17 protein-coding genes are annotated in these 20,985 nt (G+C 62.5%); 13 read left to right on the top strand and 4 right to left on the bottom strand.

Annotation, left to right across the window (positions count from 1 at the left end; translation table 11 throughout):
- Positions 1 to 45: 45 nt before the first annotated feature.
- The gene (locus HDG34_RS20240) at positions 46 to 531 is read right to left on the bottom strand and encodes a MarR family winged helix-turn-helix transcriptional regulator (protein ID WP_090808939.1); all 486 of its coding nucleotides are present in this window, start codon (positions 529 to 531) and stop codon (positions 46 to 48) included.
- Between the two features lie 222 nt (positions 532 to 753).
- Here HDG34_RS20240 and mhpT point away from each other — a divergent pair, with 222 nt between their 5' ends.
- Positions 754 to 1,983: a 3-(3-hydroxy-phenyl)propionate transporter MhpT gene (gene mhpT, locus HDG34_RS20235; RefSeq protein ID WP_184061885.1), complete on the top strand. Its 1,230-nt coding sequence runs from the start codon at positions 754 to 756 to the stop codon at positions 1,981 to 1,983.
- A 58-nt stretch (positions 1,984 to 2,041) separates the two neighbouring features.
- On the opposite strand, the gene HDG34_RS20230 is transcribed toward mhpT, so the two are convergent.
- Both HDG34_RS20230 and HDG34_RS20225 read right to left on the bottom strand, forming a co-directional pair.
- Positions 2,042 to 2,941 carry an amidohydrolase family protein gene (locus HDG34_RS20230; RefSeq protein ID WP_184061884.1) on the bottom strand — a complete coding sequence of 300 codons (900 nt, stop codon included), beginning with the start codon at positions 2,939 to 2,941 and terminating at the stop codon, positions 2,042 to 2,044.
- Between the two features lie 33 nt (positions 2,942 to 2,974).
- Positions 2,975 to 3,388: a MarR family transcriptional regulator gene (locus HDG34_RS20225; RefSeq protein WP_311734808.1), complete on the bottom strand. Its 414-nt coding sequence runs from the start codon at positions 3,386 to 3,388 to the stop codon at positions 2,975 to 2,977.
- Positions 3,389 to 3,593: 205 nt separating this feature from the next.
- Here HDG34_RS20225 and HDG34_RS20220 point away from each other — a divergent pair, with 205 nt between their 5' ends.
- The 4 genes from HDG34_RS20220 (at position 3,594) to HDG34_RS20205 (ending at position 9,666) form a co-directional block, all read left to right on the top strand.
- Positions 3,594 to 4,421: a p-hydroxycinnamoyl CoA hydratase/lyase gene (locus HDG34_RS20220; protein WP_090810398.1), complete on the top strand. Its 828-nt coding sequence runs from the start codon at positions 3,594 to 3,596 to the stop codon at positions 4,419 to 4,421.
- A gap of 38 nt (positions 4,422 to 4,459) precedes the next feature.
- Positions 4,460 to 5,911: an aldehyde dehydrogenase gene (locus HDG34_RS20215; protein ID WP_184061882.1), complete on the top strand. Its 1,452-nt coding sequence runs from the start codon at positions 4,460 to 4,462 to the stop codon at positions 5,909 to 5,911.
- 72 nt (positions 5,912 to 5,983) lie between these two features.
- Entirely contained in the window at positions 5,984 to 7,864 is a 1,881-nt protein-coding gene (locus HDG34_RS20210; protein ID WP_184061881.1) for a feruloyl-CoA synthase, read from the top strand.
- A gap of 17 nt (positions 7,865 to 7,881) precedes the next feature.
- The gene (locus tag HDG34_RS20205) at positions 7,882 to 9,666 is read left to right on the top strand and encodes an acyl-CoA dehydrogenase family protein (RefSeq protein ID WP_184061880.1); all 1,785 of its coding nucleotides are present in this window, start codon (positions 7,882 to 7,884) and stop codon (positions 9,664 to 9,666) included.
- A 27-nt stretch (positions 9,667 to 9,693) separates the two neighbouring features.
- Here the strand turns inward: HDG34_RS20205 and ppk2 are convergent, their stop codons facing one another.
- The gene (ppk2, locus tag HDG34_RS20200) at positions 9,694 to 10,509 is read right to left on the bottom strand and encodes a polyphosphate kinase 2 (protein WP_184061879.1); all 816 of its coding nucleotides are present in this window, start codon (positions 10,507 to 10,509) and stop codon (positions 9,694 to 9,696) included.
- A 231-nt stretch (positions 10,510 to 10,740) separates the two neighbouring features.
- On the opposite strand from ppk2, the gene HDG34_RS20195 reads away from it, so the two are divergent.
- From HDG34_RS20195 to HDG34_RS20160, 8 genes are all read left to right on the top strand, one after another.
- Positions 10,741 to 11,421, top strand: coding sequence for a hypothetical protein (locus HDG34_RS20195; RefSeq protein ID WP_184052127.1), 681 nt, complete (start codon positions 10,741 to 10,743; stop codon positions 11,419 to 11,421).
- Positions 11,422 to 11,704: 283 nt separating this feature from the next.
- Entirely contained in the window at positions 11,705 to 12,292 is a 588-nt protein-coding gene (locus HDG34_RS20190; RefSeq protein WP_409259456.1) for a YSC84-related protein, read from the top strand.
- 942 nt (positions 12,293 to 13,234) lie between these two features.
- A complete protein-coding gene (locus HDG34_RS20185; protein WP_184061878.1) occupies positions 13,235 to 14,695 on the top strand; it encodes a PAS domain-containing sensor histidine kinase in 1,461 nt (486 codons plus the stop codon).
- Complete coding sequence (locus HDG34_RS20180; RefSeq protein ID WP_018424532.1) at positions 14,692 to 15,315, top strand: response regulator transcription factor; 624 nt, start codon at positions 14,692 to 14,694, stop codon at positions 15,313 to 15,315. Before HDG34_RS20185 ends, HDG34_RS20180 begins: the two co-directional genes overlap by 4 nt.
- A 162-nt stretch (positions 15,316 to 15,477) precedes the next feature.
- Positions 15,478 to 15,864: a response regulator transcription factor gene (locus HDG34_RS20175; protein WP_184061877.1), complete on the top strand. Its 387-nt coding sequence runs from the start codon at positions 15,478 to 15,480 to the stop codon at positions 15,862 to 15,864.
- A gap of 216 nt (positions 15,865 to 16,080) precedes the next feature.
- The gene (locus tag HDG34_RS20170) at positions 16,081 to 16,473 is read left to right on the top strand and encodes a hypothetical protein (RefSeq protein WP_090808966.1); all 393 of its coding nucleotides are present in this window, start codon (positions 16,081 to 16,083) and stop codon (positions 16,471 to 16,473) included.
- Positions 16,474 to 16,489: 16 nt separating this feature from the next.
- Positions 16,490 to 17,737, top strand: a complete 1,248-nt coding sequence (locus HDG34_RS20165; RefSeq protein ID WP_184061876.1) for an efflux RND transporter periplasmic adaptor subunit — start codon at positions 16,490 to 16,492, stop codon at positions 17,735 to 17,737.
- Positions 17,738 to 17,750: 13 nt separating this feature from the next.
- Complete coding sequence (locus tag HDG34_RS20160; RefSeq protein ID WP_184061875.1) at positions 17,751 to 20,984, top strand: efflux RND transporter permease subunit; 3,234 nt, start codon at positions 17,751 to 17,753, stop codon at positions 20,982 to 20,984.
- The last annotated feature ends 1 nt before the right edge of the window (position 20,985 follow it).

The following is a 20,985-nucleotide window of genomic DNA, read 5'->3' as shown; positions in this document are numbered from 1 at the left end:
CGCGCTCCATTCGAGTGCGACTCTTTTATCATTGGGAACGTCCATTCAACCGCGCAGATTCGACACACATCGCTGCAGCACCTTGCGCAGCGTATCGACCGGGATTTCCGTTACTCCGTCCAGCATGGACGCTTCGAGCGCGTCGATCGCCGAATCGCATTCCTGCAGTACCCGACGCCCTTCGTCGGTCAGAAACAGATGAATCAGTCGACCGTGGGTAGGATGCCCCACGCGTCCGACCCAACCGTTGGCTTCCATCGTCTTGACAACTTCGTTGGCCGACTGCGGCGTGATGAACGAGCGTTCGGCGAGTTTCGCATTGGTCATCGCGCCGCTGGCGCTGATCACGGAGAGCGCGGTGAACTGAGGCAAGGTCAGCCCGAATTCACCCAGTACATCGATCAAACTGCGTTTGAGCAGGCGGTCGAGTTGGCCGACCACATAGGAAACGCGGGAAGGTGGCGCACCGGTTTTCGTTGAACCGGCCTGTTTGGCAAGGGGCGTTCGCCGCTTCTCCATTGTCTTGATCATTATCAGGTTGCCTTAGGTGTTTCTACCAGGCATATCATATTCTACTTTCAATATCAGGTCTCCTGAGACTAGACTCATCATCAATTCCGGGGACGCTGTGGGAAGGATTCTGATAAGTGGCGCGAGATCATTGTCAGAAATCTTCTCCTTCCCATGGCCGCTTCGTCGAAGAACGAAGCGTGGCTCGTCTCTGGCAATTCAATCAAAGATGAAGGAGACGTCATGTCAAGTGTTGCTAATCGGTCGAGTGCGGTGGGCTCCAGTACTGCACTAACGTTGGCATTGTGCTTTCTCGTCGCGGTGTTGGAGGGTATCGACCTGCAGTCCACTGGCGTTGCGGCGCCTCGAATGGCGCACGAGTTCGGCTTGTCGGTCAGCCAGTTGGGGCTCGCTTTTAGCGCCGGCATGTTGGGGCTTTTGCCGGGCGCGATGATCGGCGGCAGACTCGCCGACCGGATCGGCCGCAAGCGCGTTCTGATGATCTCGATGGCGATATTTGGCATCTTCTCGATTGCGACCGCGCAAGTCTGGAGTTTCGAAAGTCTGCTGATTGCTCGCGTGCTGACGGGCATCGGGCTCGGCGGCGCGATGCCGAACCTGATCGCGTTGTCGTCCGAGGCGGTCGATGCGCGTCACCGCAACACCGCGGTTAGCGTCATGTATTGCGGTATGCCGCTCGGCGGCGCGCTTGCCGCATTGATCGCCGTACTGAGCGCGGGTGCTACTGCGTGGCGTCATATCTTCTACGTGGGCGGAGTCGGACCGCTGATCATCATTCCGCTGCTGATGGCATTGCTGCCTGAGTCGCGCGAATTCGCCACCGAATCGCGGGAATTCACGACGGCGGACAAGCCGCTCCTTTCGACGCGTGAAGTCCTGTTCGGCGAGGGGCGTGCCGCCGCGACGATCGGTATCTGGATCAGCTTCTTCTGCACGCTGATCGTTCTTTACTTCCTGCTGAACTGGCTGCCTTCGTTGACCGTGGGGCGCGGCATGAGCCGTTCGCAGGCCGGGATTGCCCAGATCTTTTTCAACGTCGGCAGTGTGATCGGCGTACTCGGCATCGGTCTGCTGATGGACCGCTTCAGACAAGGCCTGTCAGTCACGGCAATCTACGCGTGCATCGTCGGTGCATTGGTCGCGCTTTCGCAAGTCGCCAGCATCGAGACACTGTCCGTCGCCGTGCTGTTTGCCGGAATGGGCGTCGTCGGTGCGCAGTCGATGCTGTATTCGCTGTCCGCCGCCAGCTATCCGACCAGCGTGCGGGGTACGGGAGTCGGCGCCGCGGTGGCGGTGGGACGCGTCGGCTCGATTGTCGGCCCCGTAGCCGCCGGGCAATTGCTTGCGATGGGAAAGAGCTCAGCGCTCGTCATCGGCGCGAGCGTGCCGGTGACGATCATCGCGGCGATTACGGCATTGCTCGTCATTCGCTCCAACGCCGCGAAACGCTAACTCTTCGTTGATGGACCCAGCTGGCCCGGCGTTTTCGCGCCGGGCCATTTTTCATGTGTCATTCGTGATTCGTCGTGCCTCGGGCCCGCAGATCAAGCAACCGGACGGCGTTCTCCTTCAGAACGAGCGGCTTTACTTCGGGCTTGATGTCGAGCGTATCGAAGTCTTCGAGCCAGCGGTCCGGGCGGATCAGTGGGAAGTCGGACGCGAACAGCACCTTGTTGCGCAACAGCGTGTTCGCATACTTGACCAGCTCGGGCGAAAAGTACTTCGGCGACCAGCCCGACAGATCGATATACACGTTCGGCTTGTGCAGCGCGATCGACAGCGCCTGCTCCTGCCATGGCCAGGAGGGATGCGCGATCACGATCTTCATGTCGGGGAAGTCGGCGGCGACATCGTCGAGGTAGATCGGCTCCGAATACTTGAGGCGCAAACCGCCGCCGCCGCGCATGCCCGAGCCCATGCCCGAGTGCCCACTGTGAAATACCGCCGGCAGCCGGTACTCGGCAATCACTTCGTAGAGCGGGTATGCCATGCGGTCGTTGGCGAAAAAACCCTGCATCGTGGGGTGAAACTTGAAACCGCGCACGCCGTGCTCCTCGATGAGCCGCCGCGCTTCGCGCGCGCCGAACTTGCCTTTGTGCGGATCGATGCTGGCGAACGCGATCATGATGTCGCGGTTGTTCTGCGCGAACTCCGCGACCTCTTCGTTCGAAATGCGACGGCGCCCGATGTTCGCTTCGCAGTCGACGGTAAACATCACGAAGCCGATATTGCGCTCCCGATAGTGCTCGATCGTTTCGGGAATGGTCGGGCGGCGCCCTTGTTTGAGCACGGTGCCGAAGTATTTGTCGGCGGCTTCGTCGAATTCTTTTGCAAACAGGTCCGGTGGTTGGCAGCACGACACCTCGGCATGCACGTGGGTGTCGATGGCCTTCAGTTGATCGATGTTCAATGGGGTCTCCTATGTGTAATCAAAGCTGATGCGTCAGGCTGCGCGAAGATTGCGCACGCACGTCGACAGCAGGTTTTTCAGCATCTGTGAATCGTGTTCATCGATTTCGCCGAGCATCGATTGCTCGACCCTGTCAGCGGCACCGTCGCACTGAGACAGCAATGTTTCGCCGGCCTTCGTCAGCGACAGCAGCCCGACGCGACGGTTGAGCGGACCGGCCACGCGCGTCACCCATCCATTCGCTTCCATCGATTTGACGACCGCGCTGGCCGCTTGCGGCGTGATCAACGAGCGCTGCGCGAGCTGTGCGTTCGACGAACGTGCGCGAGCCCGCAGCACCGACAGCGCGGTGTATTGCGGCAACGTCAGACCATGCGAGGCAAGCGCTTCGGAAAGCTGCCGCGTGAGAATCTTGTCGAGCTGCCCGGCCAGGTAGCTGAGACGCACCGGAGCGGCAGCGTGCCTTCGATCGCGCAGGTTGCGCCGCGCCGTGGCGCGCGCTGTCGATTCAGACCCTGACGGCTTTCTCGTGATCGTCGGCATAGGCGGTTAGGGGTTTGTACCAAGACTTCGATATTGTACTTTACTTATCAGGTCGCCTGATATTAAATTGAGTTCAGGCCGCGAGGGCGGCATTGATACGGAGAAGCAGATGAGTTACGAAGGACGCTGGAAAACGGTCAAGGTCGCGGTGGAAGGCGGAATCGCCTGGGTCACGTTCAATCGTCCGGATAAGCGCAACGCGATGAGCCCGACGCTGAACAAGGAAATGATCGACGTTCTCGAGACGCTCGAACTCGACGCCGAAGCCCAGGTTCTCGTGTTGACCGGCGAAGGCAGTGCATGGACGGCCGGCATGGACCTGAAGGAATATTTCCGCGAAGTGGACGCGGGCCCGGACGTGCTGCAGGAGCGGATTCGCCGCGACGCGAGCCGCTGGCAATGGCAATTGCTGCGCATGTACTCGAAGCCGACGATCGCCATGGTCAACGGCTGGTGCTTCGGCGGCGGCTTCTCTCCGCTCGTCGCCTGCGATCTCGCGATCGCCGCGGACGAAGCCGTGTTCGGCCTGTCCGAAATCAACTGGGGTATCCCGCCGGGCAACCTCGTGAGCAAGGCGATGGCAGATACCGTCGGTCATCGTGAAGCGCTGTACTACATCATGACCGGCGACACCTTCACGGGTCCGCAAGCCGCGAAGATGGGTCTGGTGAACAAAAGCGTGCCGCTCGCGCAACTGCGCGACGAAACGATCGCTCTCGCGGCGAAGCTGCTGAACAAGAACCCGGTCGTGCTGCGCAACGCGAAGCATGGCTTCAAGCGTTCGCGCGAACTCACGTGGGAGCAGAACGAAGACTACCTGTACGCGAAGCTCGACCAGGCGAACTATCGCGATCCGGAAGGCGGCCGCGAACAGGGCCTCAAGCAGTTCCTCGACGACAAGAGCATCAAGCCGGGCTTGCAGACCTACAAGCGCTAAGCGGCGCACTTCAGCAGGACGACCGAGGAGACGAACACATGCATCAAACGAACCTGTTGATTGGCGGCGCGAAATGTGCCGCGTCGAACGGCAAGACCTTCGAGCGCATCAATCCCGCGACGGGGGCGGTTGCCACCCGCGCCGCGGCGGCCACCGTCGAGGATGCCGATGCGGCCGTCGCCGCGGCGGCGCGCGCGTTCCCGGCATGGGCGGCGCTCACGCCTACCGAGCGACGCAGACTCCTGCTCGCCGCCGCCGAGCGCATGGACGCGCGCACAGCCGAGTTCATCGAGATCGGCGCGGCCGAAACGGGTGCGATGGCGAACTGGTACGGCTTTAACGTCATGCTCGCGGCCAACATGCTGCGCGAAGCCGCGGCGATGACGACGCAGATCGACGGCGCGGTGATTCCGTCCGACGTGCCGGGCAGCCTCGCAATGGCCGTGCGCCAGCCGTGCGGCGTCGTGCTTGGCATGGCGCCGTGGAACGCGCCCGTGATCCTCGCGACGCGCGCGCTCGCCATGCCGCTCGCGTGCGGCAACACGGTCGTGCTGAAGGCATCGGAAGGTTGTCCCGGTGTGCATGCGCTGATCGGCGAAGCGCTGAACGACGCGGGTCTCGGCGAAGGCGTCGTCAACGTGCTCACGCATGCGCCGGAAGACGCGCCCGCGATCGTCGAGCGTCTGGTCGCGAATCCTGCCGTGAAGCGTGTGAATTTCACCGGTTCGACGCGTGTCGGCCGCATCGTCGCCGAGCTGTCCGCGCGCCATCTGAAACCCGCGCTGCTCGAACTGGGCGGCAAGGCGCCGGTGCTCGTGCTCGACGACGCGGACCTCGACGCTGCCGTCGAGGGCATCGCGTTCGGCGCGTTCTTCAATCAAGGGCAGATCTGCATGTCGACAGAACGCGTGATCGTCGATCGCAAGGTTGCCGATGCGTTCGTCGAAAAGCTCGTCGCGAAAGCGCGCACGCTGAAGGCAGGCGATCCGACACAGCCGGGCTCGATCCTCGGCACGCTCGAGAGCGAAGCCGCTGCGCGGCGCATTCGCGCGCTGGTCGAAGACGCTCGCGAAAAGGGTGCGAAGTTGCCGCTCGGTTGCGAGGTGAAAGGCGCGATCATGCAGCCGGTGATCGTCGAGAACGTGACGCGCGAGATGAAGCTTTATGCCGATGAATCGTTCGGCCCCGTGGTGACGGTGCAGCGCGTGGACGGCGACGAAGAGGCGCTGACGGTCGCCAACGATAGCGAGTACGGCTTATCGGCCGCCGTGTTCAGCCGCGATATCGCGCGCGCGATGAACGTCGCGAAACGCATCGAGTCGGGCATCTGCCACATCAACGGCCCGACCGTGCACGACGAGGCGCAGATGCCGTTCGGCGGCGTGAAGGCGAGTGGTTATGGGCGCTTCGGCAGCAAGGCGTCGATTCCCGAGTTCACCGAGTTGCGCTGGATCACGGTGCAGACGAGTCCGCGTCATTATCCGATCTAGACGTCGACTCCCGGCCGCAACGATTGCGGCCGCCCCATCCTTGCATCAAATGGCACAACTAGGAGACAGGTTTTGGAATCGGAGCACAGCCACGCAAGCTCTCTGGCGACCGGATACCGGAGCGTCGCCATCGGAGCGCCTTCAGCGCGGATCGAGAAACGCGGCGACTGCTGGTACCTCGAGACACTTGAACCTCTGGGTCCGTTTCCGGAGCGCTTTACGGACCGCCTGCTGAGCGGCGCACGCGCGCATCCCGACCGGCTGCTCGTCGCACGACGCGATGCCGGTGGCGCGTGGCAGGGCATCACGTATGCGCAGATGCTCGAGCGCGCGCGTGCGATCGGGCAGGCGCTGCTCGATCGCGATCTCAGCGCGGAACGCCCGTTGGTGATCCTTTCGGGCAACAGCGTCGAACATATGCAACTCGCGCTCGGCGCGATGTGGGCGGGTATCGCTTATGCACCCGTTTCGCCGGCCTATTCGTTGATGTCGGGCGATTACGGAAAGCTGCGCCATGTCCTCGAACTGCTCAAACCGGGTCTGGTCTACGCGGACGATATCGGTGCATACACAGCGGCGCTCGATGCCGCGCTGGGAAGCGACGTCGAACGTGTCAGCGCGGTGCCCGCGCCAAACGCGTCGAGAGTGACGCGCTTCGACGCATTGCTCGACACGGCCCCGCGCGACGTCGACGCTGCCAACGCGCGCGTGAACGGCGACACGATCGCGAAGTTCCTGTTCACGTCCGGCTCGACGAACCTGCCGAAAGCCGTGCCGACGACGCATCGCATGCTGGGCGCAAACCAGCAGATGCTGCTCGAAACCTTTCCGCAGTTCGGCATCGAGCCGCCGGTCCTCGTCGACTGGCTGCCGTGGAATCACACGTTCGGCGGCAGCCACAACGTCGGCATCGTGCTGTACAACGGCGGCACGCTCTATATCGACGACGGCAAACCCGTGGCCGGCAAATTCGACGAGACGCTGCGCAATCTGCGTGAGGTCGCGCCGACCATCTACTTCAACGTGCCGAAGGGTTGGGAAGAACTGACCATCGCGCTGGAAAAGGATGCGGCGCTGCGCGAGCGGTTTTTCTCGCGCGTGAAGATGTATTTCTTCGCGGGCGCCGGTCTGTCGCAGGCGGCGTGGGAGCGTCTCGAGCGCGTAACGCTCGAACATTGCGGAGAACGCATCCGCATCATGGCCGGGCTCGGCATGACCGAGACCGCACCGTCGTGCCTGTTCACGACGGGACCGGTATCGTGCGCCGGCTATATCGGCTTGCCGCCGCCCGGGTGCCAGGCCAAGCTCGCGCCCGTCGATGGCAAATTCGAAGCGCGCTTTCGCGGCCCTCACGTGATGGGCGGTTACTGGCGAGCATCGCCGGCGCTTCAGAGCAGCGTGTTCGACGATGAAGGCTACTACCGCACAGGAGACGCCGTGCGTTTCGTCGACCCGCAACGTCCCGAACTGGGCCTGATGTTCGATGGCCGCATTGCGGAGGACTTCAAGCTTGCGTCGGGAACCTTCGTCAGCGTCGGGCCGATGCGCGCGCGCATCATCAGCGAAGGGGCGCCCTACGTTCAGGATGCCGTCATCACGGGGATGAATCGCGACGAAGTGGGCGCGATGATTTTTCCGCGCCTCGACGCGTGTCGCTCGTTGGCGGGTTCGCCCGCGGCTGCGAGCGCCGAGGACGTGCTTAACACGGCCGCCGTGCGCGACTTCTTCAGCGAGCTCGTCGCGCGGCTGAATCGGAGTGCGACAGGCAGTGCCTCGTTCATTGCCCGCATGCACCTGCTGAGCGTGCCGCCGTCGCTCGACCTCGGCGAGATCACCGACAAAGGCTCGATCAATCAGCGCGCCGTGCTCCAGCACCGGGCCGCGCTCGTGGAAGCAATGCACGAAGCCGACGCCGCCGACGCGACCGTGATCCATGCGCGCAGAGGCAGCTAGTCCAGGGACAGGAACAAATGACGTTGACTTATAAGGCGCCGCTACGCGACATGCGCTTCGTGATGGACGAGTGGCTCGACGCCGCTTCGTGGTGGCGCGACGTGCCCGACTGGCAAGACCTCGACTCGCAGACCGCGCAGCAGGTGCTCGAGGAAGCGGCGCGTTTCGTCGAGGAGCGCATCGCGCCGCTCAACGCGAGCGCCGATCTCGAAGGATGTCGTTTCGACGCGGGCAAGGTGACGACGCCCGCGGGCTTTCGCGAGTCCTACGCGGAATTCGTCGAAGCGGGTTGGCCGACATTATCGCTCGACACCGGGCACGGCGGACAGGGCCTGCCGCAGCTTCTCGACGTCGCACTTCAGGAAATGCTCGCGGGCGCCAACCATGCATGGTTGATGTCGCCCGGGCTCACGCACGGCGCGACGGCATGCTTGCAGACGTATGGCAGCGAACGCGTGAAAAAGGCATTGCTGCCGAAAGTCGCGAGTGGTGAGTGGCTGACGACAATGTGTCTGACCGAGCCCCAGGCCGGCAGCGATGTCGGCCTGATCCGTTCGCGCGCGACTGAAGCACCGGGCACCGACGGGTATTTCATCGACGGCAACAAGATCTTTATCAGCGGCGGCGCGCACGATCTGACGGAGAACATCGTTCATCTGGTGCTCGCTCGAGTACCCGATGCGCCGCCCGGCACGAAAGGGTTGTCGCTGTTCGTCGTGCCGGAATGGCTGGAAGACGGCGACGGTGGGCGCTCGTGCAATGGTGTCTATTGCGAAGGCATCGAAAAGAAAATGGGCCTGAAAGGCAGCCCGACCTGCACGATGCGCTTCGAACGCGCATTCGGTTGGCTCGTCGGTGAAGCGCATCGCGGTCTCGCGTGCCTGTTCGTGATGATGAACGCGGCGCGGCTGCAGGTTGCGATGCAGGGCCTCGGGCATGCGCACACCGCGTGGCAACGCGCGCACGCTTACGCGCAGGAACGCGCGCAGATGCGTGCAGTGAGCGTGCCGCCCGGTGCGAACGTCGCACCGGGGAAGGCTGCGCCGATTGCGTTTCATCCGGCCATGCGGCGGATTCTGATGGAGCTGCGCGCGATCGTCGAAGGCGAGCGCGCGATCGGTTACTGGACCGCGCATTGGCTCGACATCGCCGCACGTCATGCCGATGCCGCCGAACGGGAACAGGCGGCGCAGCTCGCATCGCTGTTGACTCCGATTGCAAAGGCGTTTTTTACGGCCAACGGTTTTGGCGCTGCATCGAACGCGCTGCAGGTGTTCGGCGGCTACGGCTACATCCACGAGTACGGCATTGAACAGACGTTGCGCGATAGTCGCGTGTCGATGTTGTACGAAGGCACCAACGAAATTCAGGCGATCGATCTGCTGATTCGGAAGGTGCTGCCCGATGGGGCGGTGGCGTTCGATGTGCTGCTTCGCCAGGTGCGCGCGGAAGCGCGGCTGTGCCAGGAGTCCGATCCGCCGGTTCGTGCCGCCGGCGTGAAGCTCGCAGAGCTCGCACAGACAGTGGAGAGCACGACACGGTCGATCAAGGCACGCCACGCGCAAGACCCGGAGACGGCATACCGGGTCGCGGACGACTATCTCGCGATGCTTGGCTGGATGCTGCTGGCGTTCGCATGGGCGCGCACGCTGCGAATTGCGACGCCGCAATGCGAGGCGGAAACGTTCTATGTGGAGAAGCGGGAGACGGGCCGCTTCTTCTTCGACTACCCGCTCGCGGCCTTCGCTTATCGCCGCAGCCTCGTTGAAGCCGGGTGCGAGGCAACGCTGCCGTACGTTTGAAAGTCAGCTTGAGCAACAACTGCCTGATCAATACCGCTCGGCCACGTATTTAAACGGATAGTCTGGTTCCTTGTATCCGTCGGGCTTTTGCCGTTTCGGCAGCGAGACCTTCTTGCGGGCAGGCTGCTTGTACGGAATCCTCTGAAGCATGTCGCTGATGATGTTCAGTCGCGCGCGCCGCTTGTCGTTTGAATTCGCTATGAACCACGAAGCATAGTCGGTGTCCGACGCCGCGAGCATCTCATCGCGGGCACGCGAGTAGTCATACCATCGGCTATAGGATTTCAGGTCCATCTCGGTCAGTTTCCAGATCTTGCGACCGTCGTGGATGCGTGCCTCGAGACGTCGGGTCTGTTCCTCGGGGCTGACCTCGAGCCAGTACTTGAGGAGGATGACCCCGGATTCGACGATCGCCCGCTCGACGAGCGGCACGGCCTTGAAGAACTTCTGCACTTCCTCCTCGGAGCAGAAACCCATCACGCGCTCGACGCCCGCGCGGTTGTACCAGCTGCGGTCGAAAATGACGATCTCGCCCGCGGCCGGCAAGTACGGCACGTAGCGCTGCACATACATCTGGCTTTTTTCACGTTCGCTAGGCGCGGGCAATGCAACGACGCGGAAGACGCGCGGACTGACGCGCTCGGTCATCGCCTTGATCGTGCCGCCTTTGCCCGCGCCGTCACGTCCCTCGAAGACGATACAGACCTTGCTTCCCGTTTGCACGACCCATTCCTGCAGCTTGACGAGCTCCACATGCAGATCGAAAAGCGCCTTGCGATATTCCTTGTACGACAGCGCCCGGTCTTGCTCGGGCTGCTCGTTTTCCGACTTCGTTTTGGCCATTCTCTTCTCCCCAGCGCGGACGGTTCCAGCGTACTACGCAATGATCCATTCCCACGGTAGAGCGCGACGCGAAGCAGGGCCATACGACCTTGGTCCAATATCGCCGGTACAGGGCGCGCAGTATGATGCGGGCGTCTGCTCGCGCCTGCCCGATCCGACTGTCCTCGTCGCACCTCATCCGTATGCCAGCAAAGGGCGGGCTCGGTTCACGTCATCGCCACGGGAGGCCTCATGGATGCCACGGGTCACACGGAGCAGGAAAACGTCGGCGATAGGGAGCCGGTTCTCGATGTCGTCGATCGGGTGTGCGAGTCATGTTTCGGCCTCTTCATGGCGCTGACGTTCGTCGGCACCGTCTCGGCCGTCGGCGCGGGTGCCGACGCGGGGCACAAGATGTTCTACACCGCGCTCGGCTGCAATCTCGCATGGGGCCTCGCGGACGCGGTGATGTTCCTCGTGCGTACGCTGGTGGCTCGCGGCAGGCGTGTGACGCTTGCGCATTCCGTGCGAGGCCAGCCCAATGCGGCCGCGGGCGTTCGGACGCTTCGCGACGCAATGGCCGCGTGGCTCAGACCGTTGATCGGCGATACGGAGCTCGAGTCCATTCGCAGGCGTCTTGGGGCGCGGCCGGATCTGCCGCAGCGGGCAGTATTCGTGCGCGACGATTTCACCGCCGCCGCGGCTATCTTTGTGCTCGTAGTAGCCGCAACATTCCCGGTCGCGTTGCCCTTCGTGCTGTTCGCGAACGTCCCGACGGCGCTGATCGTCTCCCGTGTCTTGACCATCGCGATGTTATTCGGCAGCGGCATGGCGCTGGGGCATTACGCGGGATTTCGCGGCTGGCAGGCCGGCCTTGCGATGGCGGCGGTCGGCGTCCTGCTCACCGTGGCGATCATCGCGCTCGGCGGATGATCGAGGTCGGCCCCGCCAATCAGCTTCGCTGGCTTCGCGTTTCATTCATCATCGACACCGCGCTTCCTGTAAGACCAAGGTCCGATTCCGCAGCGGTTTCAGCGTGACATCATGTATCTGCAAGCGTTGTAGTCGTCGCATCCGGATACCGAAGAAAATCGACGCGCGGCGATGGCATTGATGGTTCCTTGGGCGGCTATGCCGCTTCACGGCGGAGAAAAAAGATCGAGGCTTCCAGCCATCAGGACTGGCGACTCGGATCGTAACCAGAACGGAGTCGATAGTGAACAGACGGAACTTTGTGCACACGCTCGCGCTTACATCCATGGCCGCGAGTCTGGCTTTGGCGGGTTGCACGACGACCGGAGGCAGTGGCCAGAGCGCCACTACCGACGCCGCCAAACGGCAGGAGATCGACGCGGCCGTGAACGGTGCGCTGTCGAAATTGTTCGATACGGTGCAAGGCTCGCACGAGCTCGTATCGAAGGCGCAGGGCGTGCTGGTGTTTCCTTCGGTGAGGAAGGCGGCGTTCATCGTCGGTGGCGAGTACGGCGAAGGGGCATTGCGCGTCGGGGGAGCGACGGTGGGCTATTACAGTACCACCGCGGCATCGTTCGGATTGCAGGCCGGCGCGCAGTCGACCGCCGTGTTCTTCCTGTTCATGACGAAAGATTCGCTCGAGAAGTTCCGCAACGCGAAGGGCTGGTCGGCGGGCGTCGATGCTTCGGTTTCACTGCTGAAAGTCGGCGCTACCGGCGCGATCGATACCACGTCGGCGACCGCCGAGGTCGTCGCGATGGTCTTGACCAATACGGGCTTGATGGCCGACCTGTCGCTGGCCGGCACCAAGGTTACGCGCATGAATCTGTAACAGGGCGCGGCAAGCTGCGGCATTCGATCGAATCGTCATGGCGCTGTCACACGGTGGCGCGTCTATCGCGTCTATCGCGTGTTGCGCGGTTTCGTTACAGCGAGGCCGCGCAACACGCTACGCGCGCCTTGGCACGGCGACGCGCAGCGGATAGTTTTTGGCGGACTCACCCCACTTAGCCTCCCTATCATCCCTCCCGTTGTTCCCACGAAATGCTGCGAGCCAGATGCGCTCGCGACTCGCAGCGACGCTGCCTGTAATCTGCACTCACCTTCCTGATTATTCAATACCGGTAGAAAAGACGAAGCCGAAACACGCGTTCTCGCCGCGGTGCTGCGTTTAGTCATCTGCCGGGCATAATTTTATTTTTTTGTGATCGATGAATGCAAATGATTCGCACTGGAATAGCGGGCGATAAAAGCGTTGACTTGCGTCAAGAAATATCGCGGGCAAATTAATTAAATTGGAGAATTAGCGTTGGCTATACCCGCTGACTCTGTGATTCGCGATGCATGAAAGCTTTACGGTTGGAAGTTTCCATCTGAAAGCGCTATCTCGCCGGGCTTCACGGGCTAGTGCAAATCCGTCACGGCGCAGGGGAACATTGCGGCTCTACGGCGACGTTGCCAGTTTGCTAACTTTCCTGTGCTTGCAAACGGACGGCGCGGACACTGCCCCACCCGGCAATAATTAACTGCCTAACAAACTCTGTCGCCATTTTCCCATTGATGGCGGACAACGCAGAACACTATTGAGTAGTTTCCCGAGTAAGCGGCATAAATTAAGGTAACTCTTCGGTAAGTGATTCTGGATAGCCTATACTGACTTCCAGCCACCAGGCGTGCGAAGTACCGATTGTGAAGTCAATTATGCGGTTCGAAGCCCAAAGATAAAGACGTCGCAGTTGTACGGAATCCGTTCGCACTGGACCCGGAGGTGCCAATGATTAATCTGATCGTGTACGGCAGACACCTGGCGATCGGGGTAGCGGGAATTCTCACGGCGCTGCACGCGCAACCGCGCCACATGGGTCAATGCGGCCCGTCACAGATCGACAATGCGCGCAACGACGGTCCTCCACTATCCGGGCACGACCGTTCCAGACAGTTTTCACCCAGGCATCACCGGTTTCAGCACGCTCGCAATATCCCCGGCGTGTCGAGCCGACAGAGTACCCGCGATACCCACGAGCCGCCGTACGCGTTGCCGGCATGGCGGCGCTGTGTCGCCGCTTGCGCGTCGTGGCTGCGAGGCGAAGGCGATAGCAGCACGCGGCGCATCCTCGACGCGAGCATGCCGCTGTGCGAGACGCTCGAAATGTTGCCGGTTCCGATCGTCACGGTCGACCAGCGGGACCAGATCATCTTCGCGAACGCGCGGGCGGCGCAACTGTTCGGCTACACGAGGGAAGAGCTGATCGGCGCGCCGACCGCCAAGCTGTTTCCGATCGACGGCATCAATGCCGATCGGTCGGGCCCAGGCAATCGTGGCGCGAAGATACAAATCCCCGGCGTCACGACCACGCAGATTCTGATCGCGCGGCGGCGCGATGGCGGCGGCTTTCACGCGGAGGCGGAAACCACGCGATGCCGCGTGCACAATCAGGACTTGCGGATCACCGCGATATCGGATTGCAGTGCGTGCGGCGAAGTCGATGGAAATACGAGGGATCTCGCGCATCTCGCGCGCGTTTCTTCATTGGGCGAACTCGCCGGATCGCTCGCGCACGAGTTGAAGCAGCCGCTTACCGCGATCCTGTTCAACGCGCAAGCCGCACGCAAATTCATGGATGCGGAGACGACCAACGTAGTGGAGCTGCGCGAAGCGCTCGAAGACATCGTGGCCGACAATTGCCGCGCGAACGAGGTGCTGCAAAGGATTCGCGCATTGGTGCGCAAAGGCGATGTCGAGTTGCAGTTGCTGGACGTCGGCAACGTCGTGCGCGACATCGCGACGCTCGTGCACAGCGATGCGTTGACGCGCAGCGTGCGCACGAGCTTCGACATTCCGAACAATCTGGCGCTGATTTGCGGCGACAAGGTTCAGCTTCAGCAGGTGATCCTGAACCTGCTGCTCAACGCTTTCGACGCGGTCAAGGATTGCCCTGCCGCGGACCGCCTCGTCGAAACGACAGCGCGTGAGGAAGCGGACGGACTGATACGGATAACGGTAAAAGATCGCGGCCAGGGCCTCGACGTCGACAGCATGGAAAGGATTTTCCGGCCATTTTTCACCACCAAACCGCAGGGGCTCGGATTGGGTCTTTCGATCAGCCGCACGATCGTCACGGCGCACCGCGGCCGGCTGTGGGCGGAAAACAACGAGGGCAAAGGGGCATCGTTTCACGTCACGCTTCCGGTCGCGACCGATATCCGACAGAGACTCGTGCCCCGATCATCATGAACCAGACCAACACTCGCGTCTTCATCGTCGACGACGACGACAGCGTGCGCAGCGCGCTCGCCCGCTTGCTGCGCGCCTCCGGCTACCAGGTCGAATGCTTCGACAGTCCTGAGGCCTTTCTCGAACGAGCCGATCTGACGAGCATGCCAGCCTGCCTCGTTCTCGATCTGCAGATGCCGGGCATGACGGGACTCGAAGTGCAGCGCAAGCTCGATCAGCTGCTGCCGATCGTATTCCTGACCGGGCACGGCGACATCGGCTCGAGCGTCGACGCGATGAAAGGCGGAGCGGTCGACTTTCTGCCCAAGCCGGTGCGCGACTCGCTGTTGCTCGCCGCGGTGGATCGCGCGCTCGCGCGCGCGTGTGTGGAAAGCAGGCGGCGCCACGAACGCGAGGAAATAGAAGAGCGGATGCGGCATCTGACCCGCCGCGAACGCGAAGTCATGGAACTCGTCGTGACTGGCCGCCTGAACAAACAGGTTGCGAGCGATCTGGGCGCGGCCGAAAAAACGATCAAGATTCATCGGGCCCGCGTGATGGAGAAGATGAAGGCCCGATCGATCGTCGACCTCGTTCATCTGGTGCGAAAGGGCGGCGTTTGTACGGCCGACGAAGAATAATCGCCCGAACCAGGCGCCGACTCCCGCGTTGCGCCGCCACTTTCAGCGGCGCTGGCCGACACCGCTAGTGGACCAAAGTCTTATATCTCATCGGGGTTTCAACCAGTACGCTAAGGCATCAGTGGTCCACTTTCCGGAGCGACTGCGCGTTCGCGCTGTCATATGGTCAACCCTAACCAATTCGTTGCGGTGGTCGACGATGACGAGTCGGTCTGCCGAGCCATCAAGCGTTTGCTGCATTCCGAAGGTATCAGGGCGGAGACGTTTTGCAGCGGTGACGAGTTCTTGAATGCGCTTGTGGCAATTCCGTCGTATCGGCCTGCCTGCGTGATTCTGGATGTCCAGATGCCGGGAACCAACGGCCTGGAAGTCCAGCGTCAGCTTGCGCAAATGGGCGTGCCGGTCATCGTGATTACCGCCTATGACGATCTCTCCGTCCGCCAGAGCGCGCTCGCGGCCGGTGCGGCCGCGTATCTGCGCAAGCCTTTCACCAGCGCGATTCTGTTCAAGGCGGTCGAGGTGGCCATCGGCGGTCCGCCGACACCCTGAACGCGCGTCTTCGCGCCGGATGATATGAGACCAAGGTCCGATTGTCGCCGTTTCTTCGGACCACCAAACTGAACTCAGTCAACGCGTCGAACCGAACACCGGCTGCGCCGCACCGAATTCGAAACCGGACAGGTTGCGGCGCGTGCGTGCCTTTGCGCGTGCGATGCGCCGCGCGGAGTGCGGCAGCGTTCAAGGATAAAAGCGGGAGCGCACGTGATGAAATCAATTTCGGTTTGTCTCGCGATTCTTCTCGGTACCGCTGCGATGCAGGTGGGCGCGGCGGACTTCGACGGCAGCAAGCGGCTGATCTGCGCGACGATCGACGCGCACGCCTGCGATCCGGGCATCGCCTGCACGCGCGCGTTGCCCGCGGATCTCGGTCTGCCGAAATTCCTGACTCTCGACTTCGACAAACGCGCGGTCGTCGGTCCCGCGCGCACGACGCCGATGCTGTCGGTCACCAAGGAGGCGGATCAGCTCCTGATCCTCGGCAATGAGTTGGGCTTTGGCTGGACGCTGGTCGTCGATTCGACGGACGGCGAGATGACGCTGACGATCGCGAACAGAAACGATGCCTTCGTGCTGTTCGGCAACTGCACGCCTTTGTGATCAGGCGGAGTGCGCGATGAAAACCGTACCCGTTTCCCTGGTCTCGCCGCGGCCGGATTCTCGCGGCGCTCTGCCATTGCTCGCCGTCGTCGCGGCGATGACGCTGCTCACGTTGCTCGCGTCGTGCAAGAAGGCGCCACCGCCGCCGGTCGCCGCCGCGCCGGAAGTGACCGTGATGACGGTGACGCAACAGGACACGCCGGTCGACTTCGAATTTACCGCGCAAACGCAGAGTTCGCGTGAAGTCGAGATCCGCTCGCGGGTGGACGGCTTCCTCGACAAGCGCATGTACACCGAAGGCGCGTTGGTCAAGACGGGACAAACGATGTTCCAGATGGACCGCAAGCCGTTCGAGGCCGCGCTGCGGACCGCGAAAGGGCAACTGGCCCAGCAGCAGGCGCGTCTCGAAGTCGCCAAGGCCAATCTCGCGCGCGTGGTGCCGTTGGCGGCGCAGAACGCGTTGAGCAAGAAGGATCTCGACGACGCGGTCGGCAACGAGAAGCAGAGCGCCGCCGCGGTGATCGCCGCCCAGGGCGAAGTCGACACCGCACTGCTGAACCTCGGCTACACGACGATCAAGTCGCCGCTGAACGGCCTGTCGAGCTTCGCGCGTCTGCAGGATGGCAGCTACGTGACGGCGACCTCGAACGGTTTGCTGACCTACGTGTACCAGCTCGATCCGATGTGGGTGAATTTCAGCATCTCCGAGAACGAGATGCTGAAGTACCGGGATGACATCGCGGCAGGACATCTGCGATTTCCCGCGCACGACAATTTCTCCGTGCATCTGATTCTCGCCGATGGCTCGCCCTATGCCGAGCAAGGCCAGATCAACTTCGCGAACCCGGCGTTCAATACCGAAACGGGAACCTTCCTCGTGCGCGCGACCTTCGAAAACCCGAAGGGCACCTTGCGCCCCGGCCAGTTCGTGCGGGCCCGCGTTTCCGGCGCGATCCGGCCCAATGCGACGCTCGTGCCGCAGCGCGCGGTGTTGCAGGGCGCGAAGAGCAACTTCGTGTGGGTCGTCGATAGCGCCTCGAAGGCGCATCAGCGCGTCGTCGAAGTCGGCGACTGGCAGGGCGATAACTGGTTTATTTCCGACGGACTCAAGGCGGGCGAGCGCATCGTCGTGGACGGCGCACTGCGCGTCACCGCGGATTCGCAGCTGAAAATCATCAAAACCCTGGCGGCCGGCGGGAAAAGCCAGGCGGCGGTGGCGACCGCTGCATCGCAAGGCGCCGCGGCAGCGCCCGCCGCCGAGTGACGGGGCAGTCGCCATGAACATTTCGCGCTACTGCATCGATCGGCCGATTTTCGCGTCAGTCATTTCGATCGTCATCACGCTCGGCGGCGCATTGGCGATGTTCTCGCTGCCGGTCGCGCAGTATCCCGACATCACGCCGCCGCAAATCACGGTGTCCGCCACCTATCCGGGCGCCAGCGCCGAGGTCGTCGCGAACAATGTCGCCGCACCGATCGAGCAGCAGGTCAATGGCGCGGACAACATGATCTACATGAACTCGTCGAGTTCGTCGACCGGCAGTATGACGCTCAACGTGTACTTCCAGATCGGCACGAACCCCGAACTGGCCCAGGTCGACGTGCAGAACCGCGTGAATCTCGCGCTGCCGCAACTGCCGCAATCGGTCCAGGCGCAGGGCATTCAGGTACAGAAAAAGTCACAGGCGTTCATGATGGTGATCGCGATCTATTCGCCCACCAACCGCTACGATTCGACGTATATCGCGAACTTTACGAACATCTACGTGCTTGACGCGATCAAGCGGATTCCGGGCGCGAATCAGTCGAGTATTTTCGGCAATCCAGACTACGCGATGCGCATCTGGCTGAAGCCCGACCGAATGGCGCAGCTCGGCGTGACGGCCGCCGACGTGCAACGGGTCGTCGCGAACCAGAACCAGCAGTTCGCGGTGGGCAGTATCGGACAGTCGCCGACCAGCGGAGAGGTCCAGCAGTCGTTCGCCGTCACGACCACGGGGCGCCTCGCCGAGCCTTCGCAGTTCGACAACATCATCGTGCGCGCCGCGAACGGCGGCGCGGCGATCGTGCGGCTCAAGGACATCGGCCGCGCCGAGCTCGGCCAGAAAGACTACTCGATTCGCAGCCGCTTCCAGGGCAAGCCGGCCACCGTGCTCGCCGTGTATCAGCAGCCGGGCGCCAACGCGCTCGACGTGGCGAAGCAGGTGCGCACGACACTCGCGGAACTGAAGAAGTCGTTTCCGGAAGGCATGACCTACGAAATCGCGATGGACACGACCGAGTTCACGCGAGCGTCGATCTCGGACGTGATCCATACGTTCTTCGAAGCGCTGGTGCTCGTCGTGATCGTCGTGTTCGTATTCCTGCAAAGCCTTCGCGCGACGCTGATTCCGATCATCGCGGTGCCGGTGTCGATCGTCGGCACCTGCATGTTCATGCTGCTGCTGGGCTTTTCGATCAACATGCTGACCTTGTTCGGCATGGTGCTCGCGATCGGTATCGTCGTCGACGATGCGATCGTCGTGATCGAGAACGTCGAGCGCAACATGACGGTGTACAAGCTGTCACCGAAAGACGCCTCGAAGAAGGCGATGGACGAAGTCGCCGGCCCGGTCGTGGCGATCGTGCTGGTGCTGTGCGCGGTGTTCGTGCCGGTCGCGTTTCTCGGCGGCATCACCGGCCAGATGTACAAGCAGTTCGCGATCACGATTGCGATCTCGGTGGTGCTGTCCGGCATCGTCGCACTGACCTTGTCACCGGCGCTCGCCGCGTTGCTGCTGAAAAGCACGCACCACGAGAAGAAGGGCTTTTTCCGCTGGTTCGACAATCAGTTCGCCCGCATGACGTCGGGCTATACCCGCGCGGTCAAGCTCATCATCAAGCGCTTTGTCATGGGGCTCGTGTTCTTCGCGGCGATGATCGCGCTGGCGGTGCTGATGGTGCGCTCGATTCCGTCGGCGTTCCTGCCGCCTGAAGACCAGGGTTATCTGCTCGGCGCGGTCATCATGCCGGACGCGGCTAGCCTCGACCGCACCGGCCAGGTGTCGCAAGTCATCACTGACTATTTCATGAAACAGGAGGCGGTCGGCAGCATCACCACGGTCGATGGTTTCAGCCTGCTCGACAGCCAGAACAAGAACAATGCCGGCACCTTCTTCGTCGGTCTGAAGAGCTTCGACGAACGCTATACGCGCGCCAACCGCGCGACGCAGAACGCGCGCCAGGTGCTGCTCGACGCGTATCGCCACTTCGCGAACGTCCAGGAGGGCATTATTCTGCCGGTCAACCCACCGTCGATTCCGGGGCTCGGCACGACGGGCGGCACGGAGGTGTGGATTCAGAGCAAGGGCGACGCGACCATCACACAGCTTGCGGGCGTGACCGACCAGTTCGTGCAGAAAGCGCGGGCGCGCAAGGAGTTGACCGGCGTCACGATGACGTTCAATGCGGCGTCGCGGCAACTGCTGGTCAACGTGGATCGCGACAAGTCGGAGACGCTCGGCGTGCCGGTCGAAGACGTCTATAGCGCGATGCAGACGATGTTCGGCTCGCTGTACGTATCGCAGTTCAATCGTTCGAGCCGGCTGTGGCAGGTGATCCTGCAGGCGGAGCCGCGGTATCGCCTGAAGCCTACTGATCTCGATCAGATCTTCGTGCGCAGCACGAACGGCACGATGGTGCCGATCAAGTCGGTGGCAAGCTACCGCTTTACGACGGGCCCGGACCTCGTCACGCGATTCAATAATTTCCCGGCCATCAAGGTCACGGCGAACGCCGCGCCGGGCTACAGCTCCGGACAGGTGATCTCGACGCTGGAACAGATCGCCGCGCAGATGCCGGAAGGCTACGACGTGGCATGGAGCGGCGAAGCATTCGAGGAACGGCAGTCGGGCGGCACGTCCGGGCTCGTCTTCGTATTCGGTCTCGTGATGGTGTTCCTGATCCTCGCCGCGCAGTACGAGAAGTGGTCGCTGCCGTTCGGCGTGCTGATGGCGGTGCCGTTCGCGTTGTTCGGCGCGCTGCTCGCGATCATGCTGCGCGGCCTTTCCAACGACGTCTACTTCCAGATCGGTTTGACGATGCTGGTCGCGCTCGCCGCGAAGAACGCGATCCTGATCTTCGAATTCGCGGTGCTCAATCGCGAGACCGGCGCCTCGGTGTTCGACGCGACGATGACTGCGGCGGAAGAACGGCTGCGCCCGATCGTGATGACCTCGCTCGCGTTCATTCTCGGCTGCGTGCCGCTCGCGATCGCGACGGGCGCGTCGGCCAACAGCCGTCATTCGATCGGCACCGGTGTGATCGGCGGCATGTTGGGCGCGACGGCGATCGCCGTATTCTTCATCCCGATGTTCTATTACCTGCTCGAAACCATGTCGTCGCGCTCGAAGGGTGGCAAAAAGCCGACGCCGGGCGTGGAGCCCAGCGGCGGCGCAGGACGCGAACCCTCGGCGGTGCCGGGGCCCGGTGCGTCGAGCGAGGCGCCGTCCGCGCCGCAGGAAGGTGAATGAG

The organism is Paraburkholderia sp. HC6.4b (assembly GCF_014200875.1).
In the GTDB taxonomy this organism is placed as follows: Bacteria; Pseudomonadota; Gammaproteobacteria; order Burkholderiales; family Burkholderiaceae; genus Paraburkholderia; species Paraburkholderia tuberum.
This window is presented reverse-complemented; position numbering and strand designations above follow the sequence as displayed.